The sequence below is a fragment of the Kitasatospora sp. NPDC059803 genome, assembly GCF_042732255.1.
Classification (GTDB): domain Bacteria; phylum Actinomycetota; class Actinomycetes; order Streptomycetales; family Streptomycetaceae; genus Kitasatospora.
This window is the reverse complement of the sequence record NZ_JBHWIJ010000009.1, coordinates 54,125-69,205: the sequence shown is the minus strand read 5'-3', so window position 1 is coordinate 69,205 and position 15,081 is coordinate 54,125. Positions and strand designations below refer to the sequence as shown.

Genomic DNA, 15,081 nt, shown 5'->3' with positions numbered 1-15,081 from the left:
CTCCTCCGCCTTGCGATGCACGCACTCCGACGCCGCGCGCTGATCCGACGTGATCCGAAAGAGAGCCCCTAGCCGCGCGGTGGTGTCGGGACGTCAGCCGGCGGTGGTGGGTGGAGCGGATCCGGGAAGCGCGGGCGGGTACGTCGGTGTACGGGCCGGGGCGACGGCGGGCGTGCGGGCGGGCCCGGGCAGGGGGCGTACGGGGCGACCCAGACCACCTCGAACACGGATCTGACGAATCATCACATCCCTTGCACATTTCTCCTATTGTCCTCACGCCCCCCTCACCGGCGGCTAGCCTTCCCAGGGGCGCCGCGAGGGCGGCGCGGGGAGGGGAAGCGATCAATGAGAGCTCTTGCGAGGACGGCCCGCTGGACGACGGCGGTGGCCACCACGGCGGCACTGCTCGCACTGGCGGGCGGGCCCGCCGTGGCCACCACCCCGGTCCCCGGCGTCGAGGCCACCGTCGCGGTGGGCCGCGGCGACGTGGTGCCGGTGGTCAGCCCGGACGGCACCACGGTGTACGTCACGGTGGCCGACGCGAACAACAGGATCGCGGTGAGGGCGGTCGACACCCAGACCGGCCAGGTCACCGGCCAGGACAGCACCGGCAACCACAACTGGTCCTCGATCACGGCGCTCAGCCCGGACGGCTCGCGGCTCTACGTCCTGAACCTCGACGTCGTGACCGTGTGGGACACCGCTTCGCTGACCGTGCTCGCCTCGCTCCCCGTGCCGGACCAGCCGCGCCCGGAGCGCTGGACCGAGGGGAAGCTCAACGAGCTGGCGCTCAGCCCGGACGGGGCGACGCTCTACGTCACCCAGGACGGGTCGTCGGGGATCCGGTCGAGGGGCGACGGGCGGGTCCTGAGGTTCGACACCGCGAGGCTGGCGTTCACCGACGCGGTGCCGGTCCCGGCGATGAACGTGAACGGGCTGGCGGTCGGAGCGGACGGCCGCGACGTCTACGTCGGCGCCAACGTGGGCGTGGTGCACCTGGACACCAGCGGCGCCGTGCCGTCCGTCGTCGGCAGGATCCCCGCCACCGCCACGGTGTACGGGCACGAGTTGGCGCTCACCCCCGACGGCGGCCGCCTGCTCGCCGTGAACGCCTCGGGCAGCGGCGCGGCCGACGTCGTCGACACCGCCACCGACACCGTCGCCGCACACCTCGCACTGACCAACGGGTACGCCAACCTGCACTTCCCGCGTGCCGGCGCGGACAGCACCCGCTTCTACGTCACCACCGGCACGTCCACCATCAGGGGCTCGGTGCTCGCCCTCGACGCCGCCACGGGCGCCGCCGTCCCGCAGGAGTCGCTGATCGGCCTGACCGACGGGGTCATCAGCGGTCTCGCCCTGGGGCCCGACGGCCACACCTTCTACGTGGGCGGCTACACCGGGAGCACCGCCGTCCTGCGGATCGTCCGGCACTAGTACTCCAGCAGGACTTCGACGTTTTGCCTGTTCAGAGGGCTGCGCGGTGGGGTGTAGCGGGCTGATGCTCGATCAGGGGCGGTCTTCATCGGACCGCCCCTCGATCGTGTGCAGCCGGCGTTGGTAGTGACAGCGCCGGGGCAGCCTCTCGTCGTGATCAACGAGCCTGCAGCCGAGACCTGGGACAACGAACTCGAAGACCTCTTCCTCCGTATCGGCCACCGCTTCAGCCGCGTGGAGCCACGCCGCCGGATGCGCGACTTCGTCCGCGGCCTGCTCGGCCCAGTCGGCCGCAAGAACGGCTGGCAACTGGCCGAATACGCAGGTCACGCCACACCCGACGGCCTGCAGCACCTGCTCGCCGGTTCCCGCTGGGACGCGGACGAGATCCGCGACGAACTCCAGCACTACGTCGCCGAACGCCTCGGAGCCGACGACGGAGTCCTGATCATCGACGACACCGGCTTCGTCAAGAAGGGCACCACCTCTGCCGGTGTGCAGCGCCAATGCTCCGGCACCGCCGGCCGCACCGGGAACTGCCGGATCGGGGTCTTCGCCGCCTGCGCCTCCACCCGTGGCCGCGCCCTGGTCGACCGCGAGCTCTACCTGCCCAAATCCTGGACCGAGGACCGGGACCGCTGCCGCGCAGCGAGGATCCCCGACGAGCGGGAGTTCCGCCCCAAGGGCGGCCTCGCCAAGGCCCTGGTGCTGCGGGCGCCGGCCTCCGACCTGCCGATCGCCTGGGTCACCGCGGACTCGGCCTACGGCCAGGAGGGGCGCTTTTGTCGCCTGCTGGAACAGTCCGGCGTCGGCTACGTCCTGGCGGTGCCCAAGTCCCAGTTCAGCGTGGGCTGTCCACGCGTCGACTGGCTGTTTGCCCAGGCCCCGGCCCAGGCCCCGGCCCAGGCCTGGGAGCGGATCTCGTGCGGCGACGGTGCCAAAGGACCGCGCATCTATGACTGGGCGGCCATCCGGCTATCCGCCGTGGCCGAGTTCGACTACCAGGATGAGACCCCGGTCCGCCAGCGGTGGGCGCTGGGCCGCCGCAGTCTGAGCAGGCCCGACGAGATCGCCTACTGCCTCGCCTACGCACAACTCGACACGACCGTGGAGCAGTTGGTGCGGATCGCCGGGATGCGCCGGGCGATCGAGGAGTGCTTCCAGGCCGCGAAGAACGAGTGCGTCCTGGACCAGTACGAGGTCCGCCGCTACCCCGGCTGGATGCGACACGTCACCCTGGCCATGCTCGCCCACGCCTTCCTGGCCGCGATGGCCGCGATGGCCGCGATGGCCGCGGCGGCCGCGGCAAAGGGGGCTGCAGAAACGGTTCCCGCGCCCTGGTCGACCTCACCGGGGCAGAGATCCGGCGGCTCCTGGCAACTGGCTGTCCCCGCGGCCCGCGTCCACCACACTGCCCGCCCCTCGCTCACGCCTTGAAGTGGTCCACCTGGCGGCGACAACGCCAGGCCGTCGCCCGGCGCTGTCACTACCAACGCCGGCTGCACACGATCGAGGGGCGGTCCAATGAAGACCGCCCCTGATCGGGCATCAGCCCGCTACACCCCACCGCGAGCCCTCTGAACAGGCAAAACGTCGAAGTCCTGCTGGAGTACTAGGTCCTGTCCGGTCGATCTTGGCGGATCAGCCCGCGGCTCCCCCAGCCTTCGGCCGGGAGGTGCCCCCATTACGCGCCCGGCTGGGCGTGCGCCCGAGTCGTCCTCGTACTGGACGTACTTGGGCGATTCGGGCGTGCGTCCAGGCGGGATGCCTTGGGGTACCTCCCGGCCGCCAGGCTGGGGGCGCGTCGCGCGCCCGGCGTGATCCGAAAGAGAGCCCCTAGCGGCGGTGGGCGCGCAGTGCCTCGCGCAGCCGCCCGCCGGAGGCGGCGAGCTGCCGGGCGGCGGTCGGCGCGTCCACGTCCGCGAGCAGGACCAGGATCGCGTCCTTGGCCCGGCCCCCGGTGGCGGCGAGCGCGCGGCGGACCGCCGCCTCGTCGGCGCCGGTGGCCTCCGTGACGATCCGGTGGGCCCGTGCGCGGAGCTTGGCGTTGGTGGCCCGGACGTCGACCATCAGATTGCCGTACGTCCGGCCGAGCCGGACCATGACGGCCGTCGACAGCATGTTGAGCACCAGCTTCTGCGCCGTGCCCGCCTTCAGCCTGGTTGACCCTGCCAGCACCTCCGGGCCGACCTCCACCTCGATCCCCAGCTCGGCCGCCGCCACCAGCGCCGAACCCCGGTTGCAGGCCAGTCCGACGGTCAGCGCCCCGGCCGCCCGTGCGGTCCGGACAGCAGCCACCGCGTACGGCGTGCGGCCGGAGGCGGAGACGCCCACCACGGTGTCGGCCGGGGTGAGCCGGAGCGCGGCCAGGTCGGCCGCCGCCAGCTCCGGGCGGTCCTCGGCGCCCTCGACGGCCTCGGCCACGGCGGTCCCGCCCCCCGCGATCAGGCCCACCACCAGGCCCGGATCGGTGCCGAAGGTCGGCGGGCACTCGGCGGCGTCCAGCACCCCGAGCCGCCCGGCGGACCCCGCCCCGGCGTAGACCAGCCGCCCACCGGCCGCCATCCGTGCCGCCGTGGCGTCCACCGTGGCGGCGATCCGGACCAACTCCCCGGCCACCGCGGCGGGGACGGTGCGGTCCTCGGCGTTCATCAGGCGGAGCAGGTCGGTGGTCGGCAGCTGGTCGATCCCGGCCCAGTCGGGGCGGATCGTCTCGGTCGGCGGTACGGCGTCCTGGTGCATGCGGCCAGCGTCCCCGGACGCGGCGGTCGCCAATCGGTGCGGGGCCGCGCGTGGTCTTCGGGGCCTCGGTCGGGGTGGCGCCGTGGCGGGCGCCGGGCCGTCAGGGGTGTCCGTCCTGCCCCCACGTACGGAGTGAGTGCTCAGCCCGTTCAGCCCGTTCAGCCCGTCAACGGACGTCGCCGTCGCCGTCGCCGTCGCCGTCGCCGAGGTGACGGGCGATGCGGGCGATGGCGGAGGCGTTGTCCTCGAACAGATGGGCCTGCATGCCCACCGCCCTGGCGGCTTCGACGTTGGGCGCGTGGTCGTCGATGAAGAGGCAGTCGACCGGGCTGACGCCCAACTCGGCGCAGGTGATCTCGTAGGCGCGCGGGTCGGGCTTGCCGGTCCCGATCTCGTGCGAGTAGACGATGTGCTCCACCAGCTCGTCGAACCGGTAGAGCGGGACCTCGCGTTCGCGGGCGCCGACGAAACTGTTGCTGAGGATGCCGAGCCGGGCCCGCCCGCGCAGTCCGCGCACGTGAGCGATGAGCTCCTCGTTCGGTGTGCCCAGGTACTCCTCCCAGAGGTCGGCCATGAAGGCCTCGACCTGGGCCGGACCGAGGTGCAACCGGGCGGCCACCTGCTCATGCACCTCCGGCTCGGTGATGCCACCGATCGCGCCGGCCTGCCAGACGTCCCGCAGCCGCTCGTCGATCGCGTGCGGCGGTAGCTCCAACAGGCGCTCCCAGCGCTCCGGCCAGCCCGTCCTCGGCGTGTATTCCAGGACGCCGCCGATGTCGAGGATGAGACAGGGTGCGTTCACGGGTGGTCCCCTCTCCGCTGCGGCCGCCGTGGCGCGGCCCGCCCCTGCCACTCTCGGGGGTGCGGGCGGGGCCGGGTCAAGGGGGCGGCGAGTCCTCGGCAGCTCCGGAGACCGCGTTCGGTTGCCGCGTTCGGTGGTCGGGCGTGCTGTCGGTCCGTCAGGCCATCCAGAAGAAGACGGCCGTCATCCGACGTTCCGGCAGCTCGGCGCCGTAGTAGGAGGTCGCGCTGTGCATGAGGTTGGCGTGGTAGAGGAGCAGCTGGTTGTAGCGGTTGGGGACGCGGACGTCCTCGGTGAAGTGGTCGGCGGGCACGTGGCGGGTGCCGAGCGCCTCGACCAGGTTGTTGTGCGGCGCGTTGACGAGGTTCCCGCCGAGGCGTCCGCCGGGGAACTGCTGGCGGTAGAAGCTGGTGCCGGCGTCCTTCGGCGCGCCTGGGCTGAGGTAGAGCACGGCGGCGTAGCGGCAGAGCGCGCGGGAGTCGGTGTGCGGGCGGGACTCCGACTCCCCGGCGCCGACGACCTGGACGCAGTTGTGGTTGAGCGTGCCGCCGCCCGGGGTGCTCTGCACCCAGAGCCGGGGAGCGCCGGTGGCCTTGCGGACCAGGGCCTCCACCCGGGCCAGCTCGTCGGGCTCCAGGCCGGGCATGGTGCGCAGGCCGGGCCAGGTCTCGGGGCGGTGCGGGTAGCCTTCGGTCCAGTCGCCGCGGGCCAGACAGCGCTCGCGGACGGCGTCCGGGTCGGGGAGGACGTTGTCCAGGACCCAGTAGTCCCGGCCTCGGGTGGGCTTGCGGTAGGGCAGGACCGGCAGGGTGGTGGGCCTGATGGGCTGTGAGGGCATGGGCCGACGATAGGGGCGGCGGTCGTCAACCTTCTGCCGTGAGCAGGTCAACCTTTCGTCAAGGGCTCTCCACGGGTGGGCGTCTCGCGCCGCAGGTCAGGAGCCCGGTCGGACGGCGAAGGTGCCCAGGGCGCCCTCCAGTCGGTCGAAGGCTCGGACGGCCGAGGGGCGCACCGCCGCCGTGATGGCGGCGGCCTCGTCGCCGGCCAGCAGCCTGCGGAACACTTCGGTGAACACCGTGCGGTCGACGGCGGCGAGCAGCCCGGCGGCCACCCGGCTCTCGAAGTCGACCGGCGGGCCGGCCGGTGTGCCGCCCGGCGTGTCGGGCGATGTGCCGGGCGGAGTGCCGGTTGTCGTGGGGTGGGTGGCCCCGGCCAGGGCCTCGGCCAGGGCGGTCTCGCTCTGTTCGTGCAGCTCGCGGATCCGGGCGACCAGGGCGGGGCTGTCGGCGACGGTGCGGGCGAACGCCGGGCCGGAGAAGCCAAGTCGTGGGTCGTGCCGGTCGAGGCCGGCCAGGCAGTCGCGGCGCAGCGCGGCGAGGGCGGACTCGCCGGGCGCACGCTCGGCGACCGCCCGGGCGAGCCGACCGACGATCTCCTCGTGCAGGTCGAGGAGGAGGTCCTCCTTGCGCGGGAAGTGGTTGGTGACGGTCATCTTGGCGACTCCGGCGGCCGTCGCGACCTCGGCGACGGTGGTGCGGTCGAAGCCCTGCTCGATGAAGAGCCTGGTCGCGGCGTGCGAGATCGCCTCGCGGGTGCGGCGCTTGTTGAGCTCGCGCAGGGTCGGGGCGGCCCCGGTTCCCGTCAGGGTTTCCGTCGCGGTTTCCGTTGTGGGTTCCGTCATGGGGGCAGCGTAGCGCAGTTCGCTGGGTCGGACCCATAAATTAGGCTTGACCTAATCACTGGGTCCGTCCTAAGTTTCTTCCGGGCGGTCGGAGCGGCCGCCGGACGGACGACCCGGGGAGGGCGCATGACCACATCGGCCACGTACGGAGGCGCCGTGTTCACCCAGCACGCCGGGCGGCTCCGCCTGCTCAGCGTCCACGCCCACCCCGACGACGAGTCCAGCAAGGGCGCTGCCACCCTCGCGCGGTACGCCGCCGAGGGGGTGGACGTCCTGGTCGCCACCTGTACCGGCGGTGAGCGCGGCTCGGTGCTCAACCCGGCCATGGACCGCCCCGAGGTCCGGGCGGACCTCGCCCGGATCCGGAGCGAGGAGATGGCGGCCGCCCGGGGCATCCTCGGGGTGCGCCAGCAGTTCCTCGGCTTCGTGGACTCCGGCATGCCGGGCCCGGGCGAACCGCTGCCGGCGGGCTGCTTCGCCGCCCAGCCCGTGGCGGCGGCCGCGGCGCCGCTGGTCGCCCTGATCCGGGAGTTCCGTCCGCACGTGGTGGTCACCTACGACGAGACCGGGGGGTATCCGCACCCCGACCACGTGATGACCCACCAGGTCACGGTCGAGGCCTTCGAGGCCGCCGCCGACCCGGGCCGCCACCCCGGGACGGGGGAACCCTGGCAGGCGGCGAAGCTCTACTACCACCTGGCGCTCTCCAGAGCCTGGTTCCAGACCCTGCACGACGCGATGACGGAGCGGGGCGTCCCCTCGGGCATGGGCGCACTGCTCGCGGACTGGCCGGACACCCCGCCCGCCCTCGCCACCACCACCCGGATCGCGTGCGCCGAGCAGTTCGCCGTACGGGACGCGGCACTGCTGGCGCACGCCACCCAGATCGAGCCCGGGGTCGCGTTCATGGCCCACCCACGGGACATCGAGCGCGAGGTCTGGCCGACGGAGGACTACCACCTCGCCCGGAGCCTGGTGCCGGTCGAGGGCGAGGGGTCCGAGACCGACCTGTTCGCCGGGCTGCGCTCAGGAGAGGCGGGGCTGCGCCCGGGAGAGGGGGACGGATGAGCCGGAGGTCGGGTTTCGCCCGCTCAGCACTGGCCGTCGGCGAGCACGAAGTAGCCCGGGCCGGTCTGCTTCAGGGTGTGCGTCACGAAGGTGTTCCAGAGGCCCATGCTCTGGCCCGAGCCGAGTGCGTAGGTCAGGCCGCCGCTCTGGGTGGCCCGCCCGGCCCGGACCTGGCTGTAGTTGCTGTCGGTGAAGCACTGCGCGGCGCCGCCGCCGGTGGTCGCCGTCACCGCCGCCGATCGGGTGCCCACCGCGCCCGACGGGTCGACCGCCGCCACGGTGTAGCCGTACGACGTGCCGGGGGCGAGCCCGGTGTCGGTGAAGGACGGGCCGGTGGCACTGCCCGCCGTCGTGTCGTCCCGGTAGACCTGGTAGGAGGCGGCCCCGCTGACGGCCTGCCAGGCGAGGGCGATCGAGCTCTGGCCCGCCGGGGTCGCGGTCAGCCCGGTCGGGGCGGGCAGGCCGGGGTTGGTGGGCCCCGTGCCGCCGTCCAGGCCCCAGAACTGCGCGGTGTAGTAGCTGGAGCAGATCGTGTTGAGGAAGTAGCTGCCGGTGGCCCCGCACTGGTCGGCTGCGGAGCCGGGGTTGACGGCCAGCCCGTGGCCCATCCCGGCGATGGTGAACAGCGCCACGGCGGGCCGCCCGCCCGCGTCGGCGTAGACCTCCTCGGTGGTGCCGCCCGGCAGGCTCCGGGTGCTGGTCGGGCTCTGGCCGACACCCTGGACGTTGGTCCACTGGTCGCGCAGCTCCGTCGCGTTCACCGGCCTGACCACGGTGTCCGCGCTGCCCTGCCAGATCGCCACCCGGGGCCAGGGCCCGGCGTAGCCCGGGTACGCGGCCCGGACCTTGTCGCCCCACTGGGCCGGGGTGAGCCCCTGGTCGGAGTTCTGGCAGCCGGAGGCGGCGCCCTGGGTGGTCGCGCACTGGGCCGGGAGGCCGGAGTCGATCGCCCCGCCGGCGAACACGTCCGGGTAGTCGGCCAGCAGGTCGGAGGCCATCCCGCCGCCGGCCGACAGCCCGGTGACGAACACCCGCCGACCGTCCGAGCCGTACAGGGCCTTGGCCTTGGTGACCATCTCGATCACCGACTCAGCCTCGCCGGTGCCCCGGGCGTCCTTGGTCGCGTCGAACCAGCTGAAGCAGGAGAGGCTGTTGTTGGCACTGCTGGTCTGCGGGAAGACGACCGCGAAGCCGTACCGGTCGGCGAAGGTCGTCCAACCGGAGTTGCGGTAGTAGTCGTTGGCGGTCTGCAGGCAGCCGTGCAGCGCGACCACCAGCGGCGCGCCACTCGGCAGTCCGGCGGGGGTGTAGGAGTACATCGCGAGGTTTCCCGGATTGGCGCCGAATCCGGTGACCTGCTGGAAGGTCCCGCTCACGGTGTCGGCCGCAGCCGGGGCGGGTGCGGTGGTGCCGATCGCGAGTGCGGCGGCCGTCAGCAACGCGGCGGCGGCAGGACGGAGAGGCATGGGGGCTCCTGGGTGGGGGAGGAGTGGGGGCGGATGCCGTGCAGCGTGGCGCGCCCCGTGCCCCGGTGCCATGTGACGGCCACCCGAGGTCCACCGCCCCGCCATGGCGTGGACCGCCATGGTCCGATGCCCGGGGGCCGCGCGCCGGCCGTACCGCGGAAGGCACTTGAGGGGCGTGCGCGAACAAGGCAGGTTGATCCCATGACGACGAATGAGGCAGACCCCGGCGGCGCGACGTCCCCGGAGGGCCAGGAACTCCTTGAAGGCCGGCAGCCCCTGGAGGGCCAGGTGCCCCGGACCAGGACCCACGCCTGGACGGCCGGCCCGCCGATCTCCGCCTTCCCACGCCTGAGCGGAGAGGAGATCCTGCACGAGATCCTCGCGGGCCGGATTCAGGAGCCGGCGATCTGCAGCACCCTCGGATTCCATCTGACCGAGGTGAAGCCGGGCACGGCGGTGTTCGAGGGCGAACTCGGCGATCACCTCTACAACCCGATGAACACCGTGCACGGCGGCTACCTCGCCACCCTGCTCGACTCGGCGCTCGGTTGCGCCGTGCTGAGCCGGCTGCCCGCCGGGATCGGCTACACCACTACGCAGTTGAACGTCCACATGCTGCGCCCGCTGTTCGCCGACTCGGGGCTGCTGCGCTGCGAGGGCCTGGTGCTGCATCTGGGCCGGACGATGGCGACGGCCGAGGCAAGGGTGGTCGGGGTGGAGAACGGCAAGCTCTACGCGCACGCCACCACCACCTGCGCCATCCTGGCGCCCCGCCCGGCGGCCTGAGCGGCGGCCTGACAGGTGGTCCGACCGGTGGCATGACCGGAGGCCTGGGCAGAGGTTCGGAGGACCGGAGGGAGACCTGACGGAGGTTCGGCTGAAGGTACGGCCGGGCCCCGGTCGCTTCGGCGGTCGGGGCCCGGGGTCGGCTGCGGTTCAGAGGGCCGCGAGCAGCCCACAGAGCGCGAGGAGGCCGCAGATCCCGAAGTTGATCAGCTTGTGCGAGAGGAACACGGCGGCGAACTCGCGGATCGTCGCGCTCGGCCAGTAGTACGCGGCGGTCGGCGAGCCGAACACCTGCCCGTTGACGCCGGTCCTGCGGGCGGTGAGCGCCGCCCGGAAGGCGTGGAAGTTGTTGGTGACCACGACACAGCGGTAGTCGGGCTTGGCCTGCTCCATGATGGCCTTGCTGAAGAGCAGGTTCTCCTCGGTGGTGCGGGAGCGGTCCTCGCGCTCGATGTGTTCGGCCGGGAAGCCGCGCCCGGTCAGGTAGTCGGCCATCGCGTGGGACTCCGGCAGCTTCTCGTCCGGGCCCTGGCCGCCGGAGGTGATCAGCACCGGCGGGTTGCCGCGCGCGGCCTGCTTGTCGTACACCTCCCGGCCCCGGTCGAGCCGGCTGGCCAGCAGCGGCGGGACGCGCTCGCCGCCGATCAGGCCGGAGCCGAGGACGACCACGAAGTCCACGTTCCGGCGCGGCCGGTGGCGGCCGTAGAGGAATGCGTAGCCGACGAAGCAGACGAACAGGAAGGAGATGTAGCCGACCACCAGGACGGCGGTGCCCGCCAGTACGCCCAGCCGGGGCGAGCGGGTGGCCAGAGCAGCGAGCAGCAGTGCGATGACGGCGAGGATGCCCAGACCGGCGAGGAGGGACAGCAGGTTGGCGGGCCGTCTGCCCTCCTTGCGGATCATGGTCAGGCCGTTGGCGATCAGGAACCAGACCAGGGCCGCCGTGCCGAGGGCCGGCAGCAGGATGATCGCCACCGCCGCCAGTTCCATCACCAGTGTGGGCGCCTTGCGCAGCTCGGTGAGCAGGGCGAGGGCGAGCAGGGAGACGGCGATGCCGAGCAGGACGGCATTGCTGAACTGGCGGCGGTCGCGTAGTACCCCGATTCCGAACAACAGGAAGAACAGGGCGGCTGGGACATAGGCGATCATGCTTCGTATCGTAGGCGGAGGCCGTTCGGGTGAACCGCCCGTCCGCCCGCGGACGAACCGGCCGGGCGGACTGGACAGGCGGACTGGGCGGGCGGACTGGGCAAACGGACCGGACAAGGGGACCGGACGAGCGGGCAGGTCAGGCGAACCGCTCGATCGCCGCGAGGACCGCCTCCGTCATCGCCGGACTCCCGGTGTGCCCGGACTCGTCGATGACGGTCAGTCGGGCCTCCGGCCAGGCCCGGGTCAGCCGCCACGCGGTGTCGAGCGGCGAGCCGAGGTCCAGTCGGCCGTGGATCAGTTCGCCCGGGATGCCGACCAGCCGTCCGGCGTCGTGCAGCAGTTGGTCGTCGGCCAGGAACGCGTGGTGCGCGAAGTAGTGCGCGGTGATCCGGGTGAACGCCATCAGCGCGTCGGCGGGGCGGTCGCTGTAGGCGTTCGGCTTGCCCAGCGCCTCGTGCGCGATGACGGCGTCCTCCCAGGTGGCCCAGGCGTTCGCGGCGGCCCGCCGGACGGTCTCGTCCTGGCTGTTGAGCAGCCGACTGTAGGCGGCCACCAGGTCACCGTCGCGGTCGGCGGCCGGCAGGAAGTTCCGGAACTCCTCCCACGGGCCGGGCAGGAAGCGGGCGACGCCCCGGTAGAGCCAGTCGGTCTCCTCGGGGCGGGTCGTGGTGACGCCGCAGAGCACGATCTCGGAGACCCGCTCGGGGTGGGCCTGGGCGTAGGCGAGGATCAGCGTCGAGCCCCAGGAGCCGCCGTACAGCAGCCATTTCTCGATGCCGAGGTGGTCGCGCAGCCGCTCCATGTCCGCGATCAGCCGCTCGGTGGTGTTGTGCTCCAGCCCGGTCGCCGGGTCGGCGGCGTGCGGCAGGCTCTGTCCGCAGCCGCGCTGGTCGAACTGGACCACGTGGTACCGCTCGGGGTCGAAGTACCGCCGGGCGCCCGGCCGGTGGCCGGACCCGGGCCCGCCGTGCACGATCGCGGCGGGTTTGCCCGCCGGGTTGCCGGAGGCGTTCCAGTGCATCCGCTGCCCGTCTCCGACGTCCAGCAGGCCTTGTGCGTAGGGCTCGTAGTGGGGGTGCAGCTCGGGCATCGCGGAACTCCTCCGTGGACGTGCGGCCGGACAGACTCTAGCGGGCGCTCGCAGGCCGGGCCGTGGATTTTCGGCGGGCCCGGGGCGGGGGCCCGGCCGGCCGGGCCCGCCGTGGTGGGGTCAGCGCTGTTCGGCGGGCAGCAGGGTCGCGAGCCCGTCGAGGACGCGTTGCACGCAGAACTCGAAGCGGGTGTCCATGTCGGGTTCGGTGAGTTCGTCGGCCAGGGCGACGAGGTTGGGGAAGGTGTCGGAGGGCAGGGCACGGAAGCGGTCGCCGGCGGCGTCGGCGATGTCCCGGCGGCTGGTGCCGAGGACTTCGGCGGCCGAGATCGGGGACTGTTCCTGGAGGACGAACCCCTGGACGAAGGCGCCCAGCAGGTAGGTGGCCATGGCGGCGTCGGCGTCGGAGAAGCCGGCCGCGCGGAGCCGGTCGAGCTGGTCCTCCATCAGGCCGAGCAGGTGGGGCCCGGGGGAGAGGCGGCCCGAGACGACCTTGGCGGCGTCGCGCTTGTCGAGCAGCAGCCGGCGGTAGCGCCAGCAGTAGGCGTGGAACTGCTCGCGCCACCCGCCCTCGCGCGGCGGGGGTTCGGCCGAGGCCATCACCGCGTCGGTGAGCAGGTCGAGCAGTTCCTGCTTGTTGCGGACGTGCCAGTACAGCGAGGCCGCCTTGACGCCGACCTCGGCGGCGACCTTGCGCATCGACAGCCCGTCGAGGCCGTCCCGTTCCAGTACCCGCAGCGCGGCCTGGGTCAGCGCGTCCCTGGTCAGCGGCGGTGTCGTGTCGTCGTTCTCCGGCATGGCTGTGCGGACGCCTCCAGTGGTCTCATCCGGTCTTCTCCGGTCGCGAGTCTCGCGGCGACTGTCCGTGGCGAGCGCCCGTGCGCGAGATCCCGCTTGCAATCTAACACCGTTAGGGGCACTCTGTGCGTGCCGCACCACTCCCTAACGCTGTTAGGGGCTAGGAATCGGGAGGGTTCCCATGCAGGAGTCGAGCGCCCGGCGCAAACGGCTCGCGCTACTGACGCTCTGCGTCACCATGTTCATGTCGATGCTGGACAACGTCATCGTCAACAACGCCCTGCCCCGCATCGGCCAGGACCTGGATACCGGGATCAGCGGCCTGCAATGGGTCGTCGAGGGATACAGCCTCGTCTACGCCGGGTTCGTGCTGACCGGCGGCGCGCTCGGCGACCGGTACGGCCGCACCCGGATGTTCCGGCTCGGCCTCGCGCTGTTCACGGTCGGCTCCGCGCTCGCCGCGCTCGCCGGAACGATCGGCCTGCTGGTCGGCGCCCGGATGCTGCAAGGCGTCGGGGCCGCGCTGCTCACCCCGGGCAGCCTCGCCCTGCTGCGCCACGTCTTCACCGACGAGCGCGAGCGCGCCAAGGCCATCGGCCTCTGGTCCGGGGTCTCCGCGCTGGGCCTGTCGATCGGCCCTGTGGTCGGCGGGCCGATGGTCGAGCACCTCGGGTGGGCCAGCGTGTTCTGGATCAACGTGCCGATCGGCGTGGCCGCACTGGTGCTCGCCGCCCGCGTGCTCCCGGACATCCCCCCGCGTGCCCGGCGGATCGACCTCGGCGGCCTCGTCCTCTCCGCCGCGGGCCTCGGCCTGCTGGTCTACGCGCTGATCGAGGGGCCGACCCGCGGCTGGACGGACACCCGGGTGCTCCTCTGCGGAGCCGCGGCGCTCGTGCTGCTGGCCGCCTTCCTGGTGCTCGAACTGCGGCTCGCCGAACCGATGCTGGAGCTGCGGCTGTTCCGCGACGGCGCCCTCGGCGGTGCGCTGCTCAGCGGCTTCATGGTCAGCTTCGGGATCTTCGGCGCGCTCTTCTTCCTGCCGCTGCTGATGCAGGGCCCGCTCGGCTGGTCCCCGTCCGACGCCGGCTACGCCGGGCTGCCGATGACCGCGATGATCGTCGTCGCAGCCCCCCTCTCCGGCGGGCTGACCTCGCGGTACGGGCCCCGACTGCCGCTGGTGCTCGGTCTCGCGCTGTGCGCGGCGGGCCTCGGCGGGCTGTCCCTCTACGGCGGGCACGCCCACTACGTCGAGTACCTGTGGACCCTGTTCGCGATGGGCCTCGGGATGGGGATGACCTTCACCCCGGTGTCGATCGCGGTGCTCCAACGGGTCGCCCCGGCGCAGACCGGGATGGCCTCGGCGAGCATCAACACCCTGCGCGAGCTGGGCGGCGTCCTCGGGATCGCGGTGCTCGGCGCCGTGCTGACCAACCGGATGGCCGGCAGTCTGACCGCCGCCCTGCACCGGCTCGGCGTGCCGCCGGACGCCGTCGGCCCGATCGCGGACGCGCCAGCCGGGGCGGGGCGCGGCGGTGGCGGCGCGGCCGCCGTGCTGCCCGGCCCGGTCCAGGACGCAGTGGACGGCGCCTTCATCGAGGGCCTCCACCTCGCGGCGCGCTGCGGTGCGGCCGCGCTCGCCGTCACCGCCGTCCTGGTCGCCGTCCTGCTGGGCCGGGCCCGCCCGCTCGCCCCGGGCGGCACCGGCCTCCCGGAATCGGCTCCCGACTCCGCGTCGAACCCGGGCTCCGACCCCGACCCGGGCCCCGGCCCCGGCCCTGACCCTGACCTCGATCCGAGCCCCGGTCCGGAGCCGCTGGCCGAGGCCCGGCCGGTCTGACCGACCTGACCGACCTGACCGGTTCGCGTGCCGACGCCACGTCAGCGGATGCCCTCGACCGCCGCCTGCGCCGTGCGGGCCAGTTCCCGGCGCGCCCCCGCCCCGGTGGGCGGGGGGGCGGGGGGGGGGGAAGGGGGGGCGGAAGTGTCCTGGGCGGGCCCACCCCCCCCCGCGGGCACCCCGGCGGGGGCGGGGTGGTCTGCGGGGGGGCCCGCGTATGGG

At 73.1% G+C, this 15,081-nt stretch carries 13 protein-coding genes; 5 read left to right on the top strand and 8 right to left on the bottom strand.

From position 1 onward, the window contains the following. The first annotated feature begins 345 nt into the window (after positions 1-345). Together ACFV6I_RS02935 and ACFV6I_RS02930 are read left to right on the top strand one after the other, a co-directional pair. Positions 346-1,437 (top strand): hypothetical protein, encoded by a 1,092-nt coding sequence (locus ACFV6I_RS02935; protein WP_380423378.1) that lies wholly within the window; start codon positions 346-348, stop codon positions 1,435-1,437. A gap of 156 nt (positions 1,438-1,593) precedes the next feature. Then, the gene (locus ACFV6I_RS02930; protein ID WP_380423379.1) at positions 1,594-2,874 is read left to right on the top strand and encodes an IS701 family transposase; all 1,281 of its coding nucleotides are present in this window, start codon (positions 1,594-1,596) and stop codon (positions 2,872-2,874) included. Positions 2,875-3,273: 399 nt separating this feature from the next. Here ACFV6I_RS02930 and murQ read toward each other — a convergent pair whose 3' ends face one another. From murQ to ACFV6I_RS02910, 4 genes are all read right to left on the bottom strand, one after another. After that, the gene (gene murQ / locus ACFV6I_RS02925; RefSeq protein WP_380423377.1) at positions 3,274-4,179 is read right to left on the bottom strand and encodes an N-acetylmuramic acid 6-phosphate etherase; all 906 of its coding nucleotides are present in this window, start codon (positions 4,177-4,179) and stop codon (positions 3,274-3,276) included. A gap of 166 nt (positions 4,180-4,345) precedes the next feature. Next, positions 4,346-4,981 carry an HAD family hydrolase gene (locus tag ACFV6I_RS02920; RefSeq protein ID WP_380423376.1) on the bottom strand — a complete coding sequence of 212 codons (636 nt, stop codon included), beginning with the start codon at positions 4,979-4,981 and terminating at the stop codon, positions 4,346-4,348. A 157-nt stretch (positions 4,982-5,138) separates the two neighbouring features. Then, the gene (locus ACFV6I_RS02915) at positions 5,139-5,819 is read right to left on the bottom strand and encodes a DUF6445 family protein (RefSeq protein WP_380371118.1); all 681 of its coding nucleotides are present in this window, start codon (positions 5,817-5,819) and stop codon (positions 5,139-5,141) included. A gap of 96 nt (positions 5,820-5,915) precedes the next feature. Next, positions 5,916-6,662: a TetR/AcrR family transcriptional regulator gene (locus ACFV6I_RS02910; protein WP_380423375.1), complete on the bottom strand. Its 747-nt coding sequence runs from the start codon at positions 6,660-6,662 to the stop codon at positions 5,916-5,918. 126 nt (positions 6,663-6,788) lie between these two features. Between ACFV6I_RS02910 and mca the strand changes: the two genes are divergently transcribed. Next, positions 6,789-7,730, top strand: a complete 942-nt coding sequence (mca, locus tag ACFV6I_RS02905) for a mycothiol conjugate amidase Mca (protein WP_380371112.1) — start codon at positions 6,789-6,791, stop codon at positions 7,728-7,730. A 23-nt stretch (positions 7,731-7,753) separates the two neighbouring features. Here the strand turns inward: mca and ACFV6I_RS02900 are convergent, their stop codons facing one another. Next, on the bottom strand, positions 7,754-9,196 hold the full coding sequence (locus ACFV6I_RS02900) for a PHB depolymerase family esterase (RefSeq protein ID WP_380423374.1): 1,443 nt from the start codon (positions 9,194-9,196) through the stop codon (positions 7,754-7,756). 201 nt (positions 9,197-9,397) lie between these two features. Here ACFV6I_RS02900 and ACFV6I_RS02895 point away from each other — a divergent pair, with 201 nt between their 5' ends. After that, positions 9,398-9,982 carry a PaaI family thioesterase gene (locus ACFV6I_RS02895; RefSeq protein WP_380423373.1) on the top strand — a complete coding sequence of 195 codons (585 nt, stop codon included), beginning with the start codon at positions 9,398-9,400 and terminating at the stop codon, positions 9,980-9,982. Between the two features lie 150 nt (positions 9,983-10,132). Here ACFV6I_RS02895 and ACFV6I_RS02890 read toward each other — a convergent pair whose 3' ends face one another. The 3 genes from ACFV6I_RS02890 to ACFV6I_RS02880 form a co-directional block, all read right to left on the bottom strand. After that, positions 10,133-11,131, bottom strand: a complete 999-nt coding sequence (locus ACFV6I_RS02890; RefSeq protein WP_063346039.1) for a YdcF family protein — start codon at positions 11,129-11,131, stop codon at positions 10,133-10,135. Positions 11,132-11,270: 139 nt separating this feature from the next. Further along, positions 11,271-12,224: a prolyl aminopeptidase gene (gene pip / locus ACFV6I_RS02885; protein ID WP_380423372.1), complete on the bottom strand. Its 954-nt coding sequence runs from the start codon at positions 12,222-12,224 to the stop codon at positions 11,271-11,273. A gap of 120 nt (positions 12,225-12,344) precedes the next feature. Next, entirely contained in the window at positions 12,345-13,022 is a 678-nt protein-coding gene (locus ACFV6I_RS02880) for a TetR/AcrR family transcriptional regulator C-terminal domain-containing protein (RefSeq protein ID WP_380371097.1), read from the bottom strand. Positions 13,023-13,203: 181 nt separating this feature from the next. Here ACFV6I_RS02880 and ACFV6I_RS02875 point away from each other — a divergent pair, with 181 nt between their 5' ends. Beyond that, on the top strand, positions 13,204-14,859 hold the full coding sequence (locus ACFV6I_RS02875; RefSeq protein ID WP_380423371.1) for an MFS transporter: 1,656 nt from the start codon (positions 13,204-13,206) through the stop codon (positions 14,857-14,859). Positions 14,860-15,081 lie beyond the last annotated feature (222 nt).

Excerpts from the sequence above, each read along its gene's own strand:
- ACFV6I_RS02880 (WP_380371097.1), bottom strand. The coding sequence starts at position 13,022 with ATGCCGGAGAACGACGACACGACACCGCCGCTGACCAGGGACGCGCTG.
- ACFV6I_RS02910 (WP_380423375.1), bottom strand. The coding sequence starts at position 6,662 with ATGACGGAACCCACAACGGAAACCGCGACGGAAACCCTGACGGGAACC.
- ACFV6I_RS02875 (WP_380423371.1), top strand. The coding sequence starts at position 13,204 with ATGCAGGAGTCGAGCGCCCGGCGCAAACGGCTCGCGCTACTGACGCTC.
- ACFV6I_RS02890 (WP_063346039.1), bottom strand. The coding sequence starts at position 11,131 with ATGATCGCCTATGTCCCAGCCGCCCTGTTCTTCCTGTTGTTCGGAATC.
- ACFV6I_RS02935 (WP_380423378.1), top strand. The coding sequence starts at position 346 with ATGAGAGCTCTTGCGAGGACGGCCCGCTGGACGACGGCGGTGGCCACC.
- ACFV6I_RS02915 (WP_380371118.1), bottom strand. The coding sequence starts at position 5,819 with ATGCCCTCACAGCCCATCAGGCCCACCACCCTGCCGGTCCTGCCCTAC.
- murQ (WP_380423377.1), bottom strand. The coding sequence starts at position 4,179 with ATGCACCAGGACGCCGTACCGCCGACCGAGACGATCCGCCCCGACTGG.
- ACFV6I_RS02895 (WP_380423373.1), top strand. The coding sequence starts at position 9,398 with ATGACGACGAATGAGGCAGACCCCGGCGGCGCGACGTCCCCGGAGGGC.
- ACFV6I_RS02900 (WP_380423374.1), bottom strand. The coding sequence starts at position 9,196 with ATGCCTCTCCGTCCTGCCGCCGCCGCGTTGCTGACGGCCGCCGCACTC.
- pip (WP_380423372.1), bottom strand. The coding sequence starts at position 12,224 with ATGCCCGAGCTGCACCCCCACTACGAGCCCTACGCACAAGGCCTGCTG.
- mca (WP_380371112.1), top strand. The coding sequence starts at position 6,789 with ATGACCACATCGGCCACGTACGGAGGCGCCGTGTTCACCCAGCACGCC.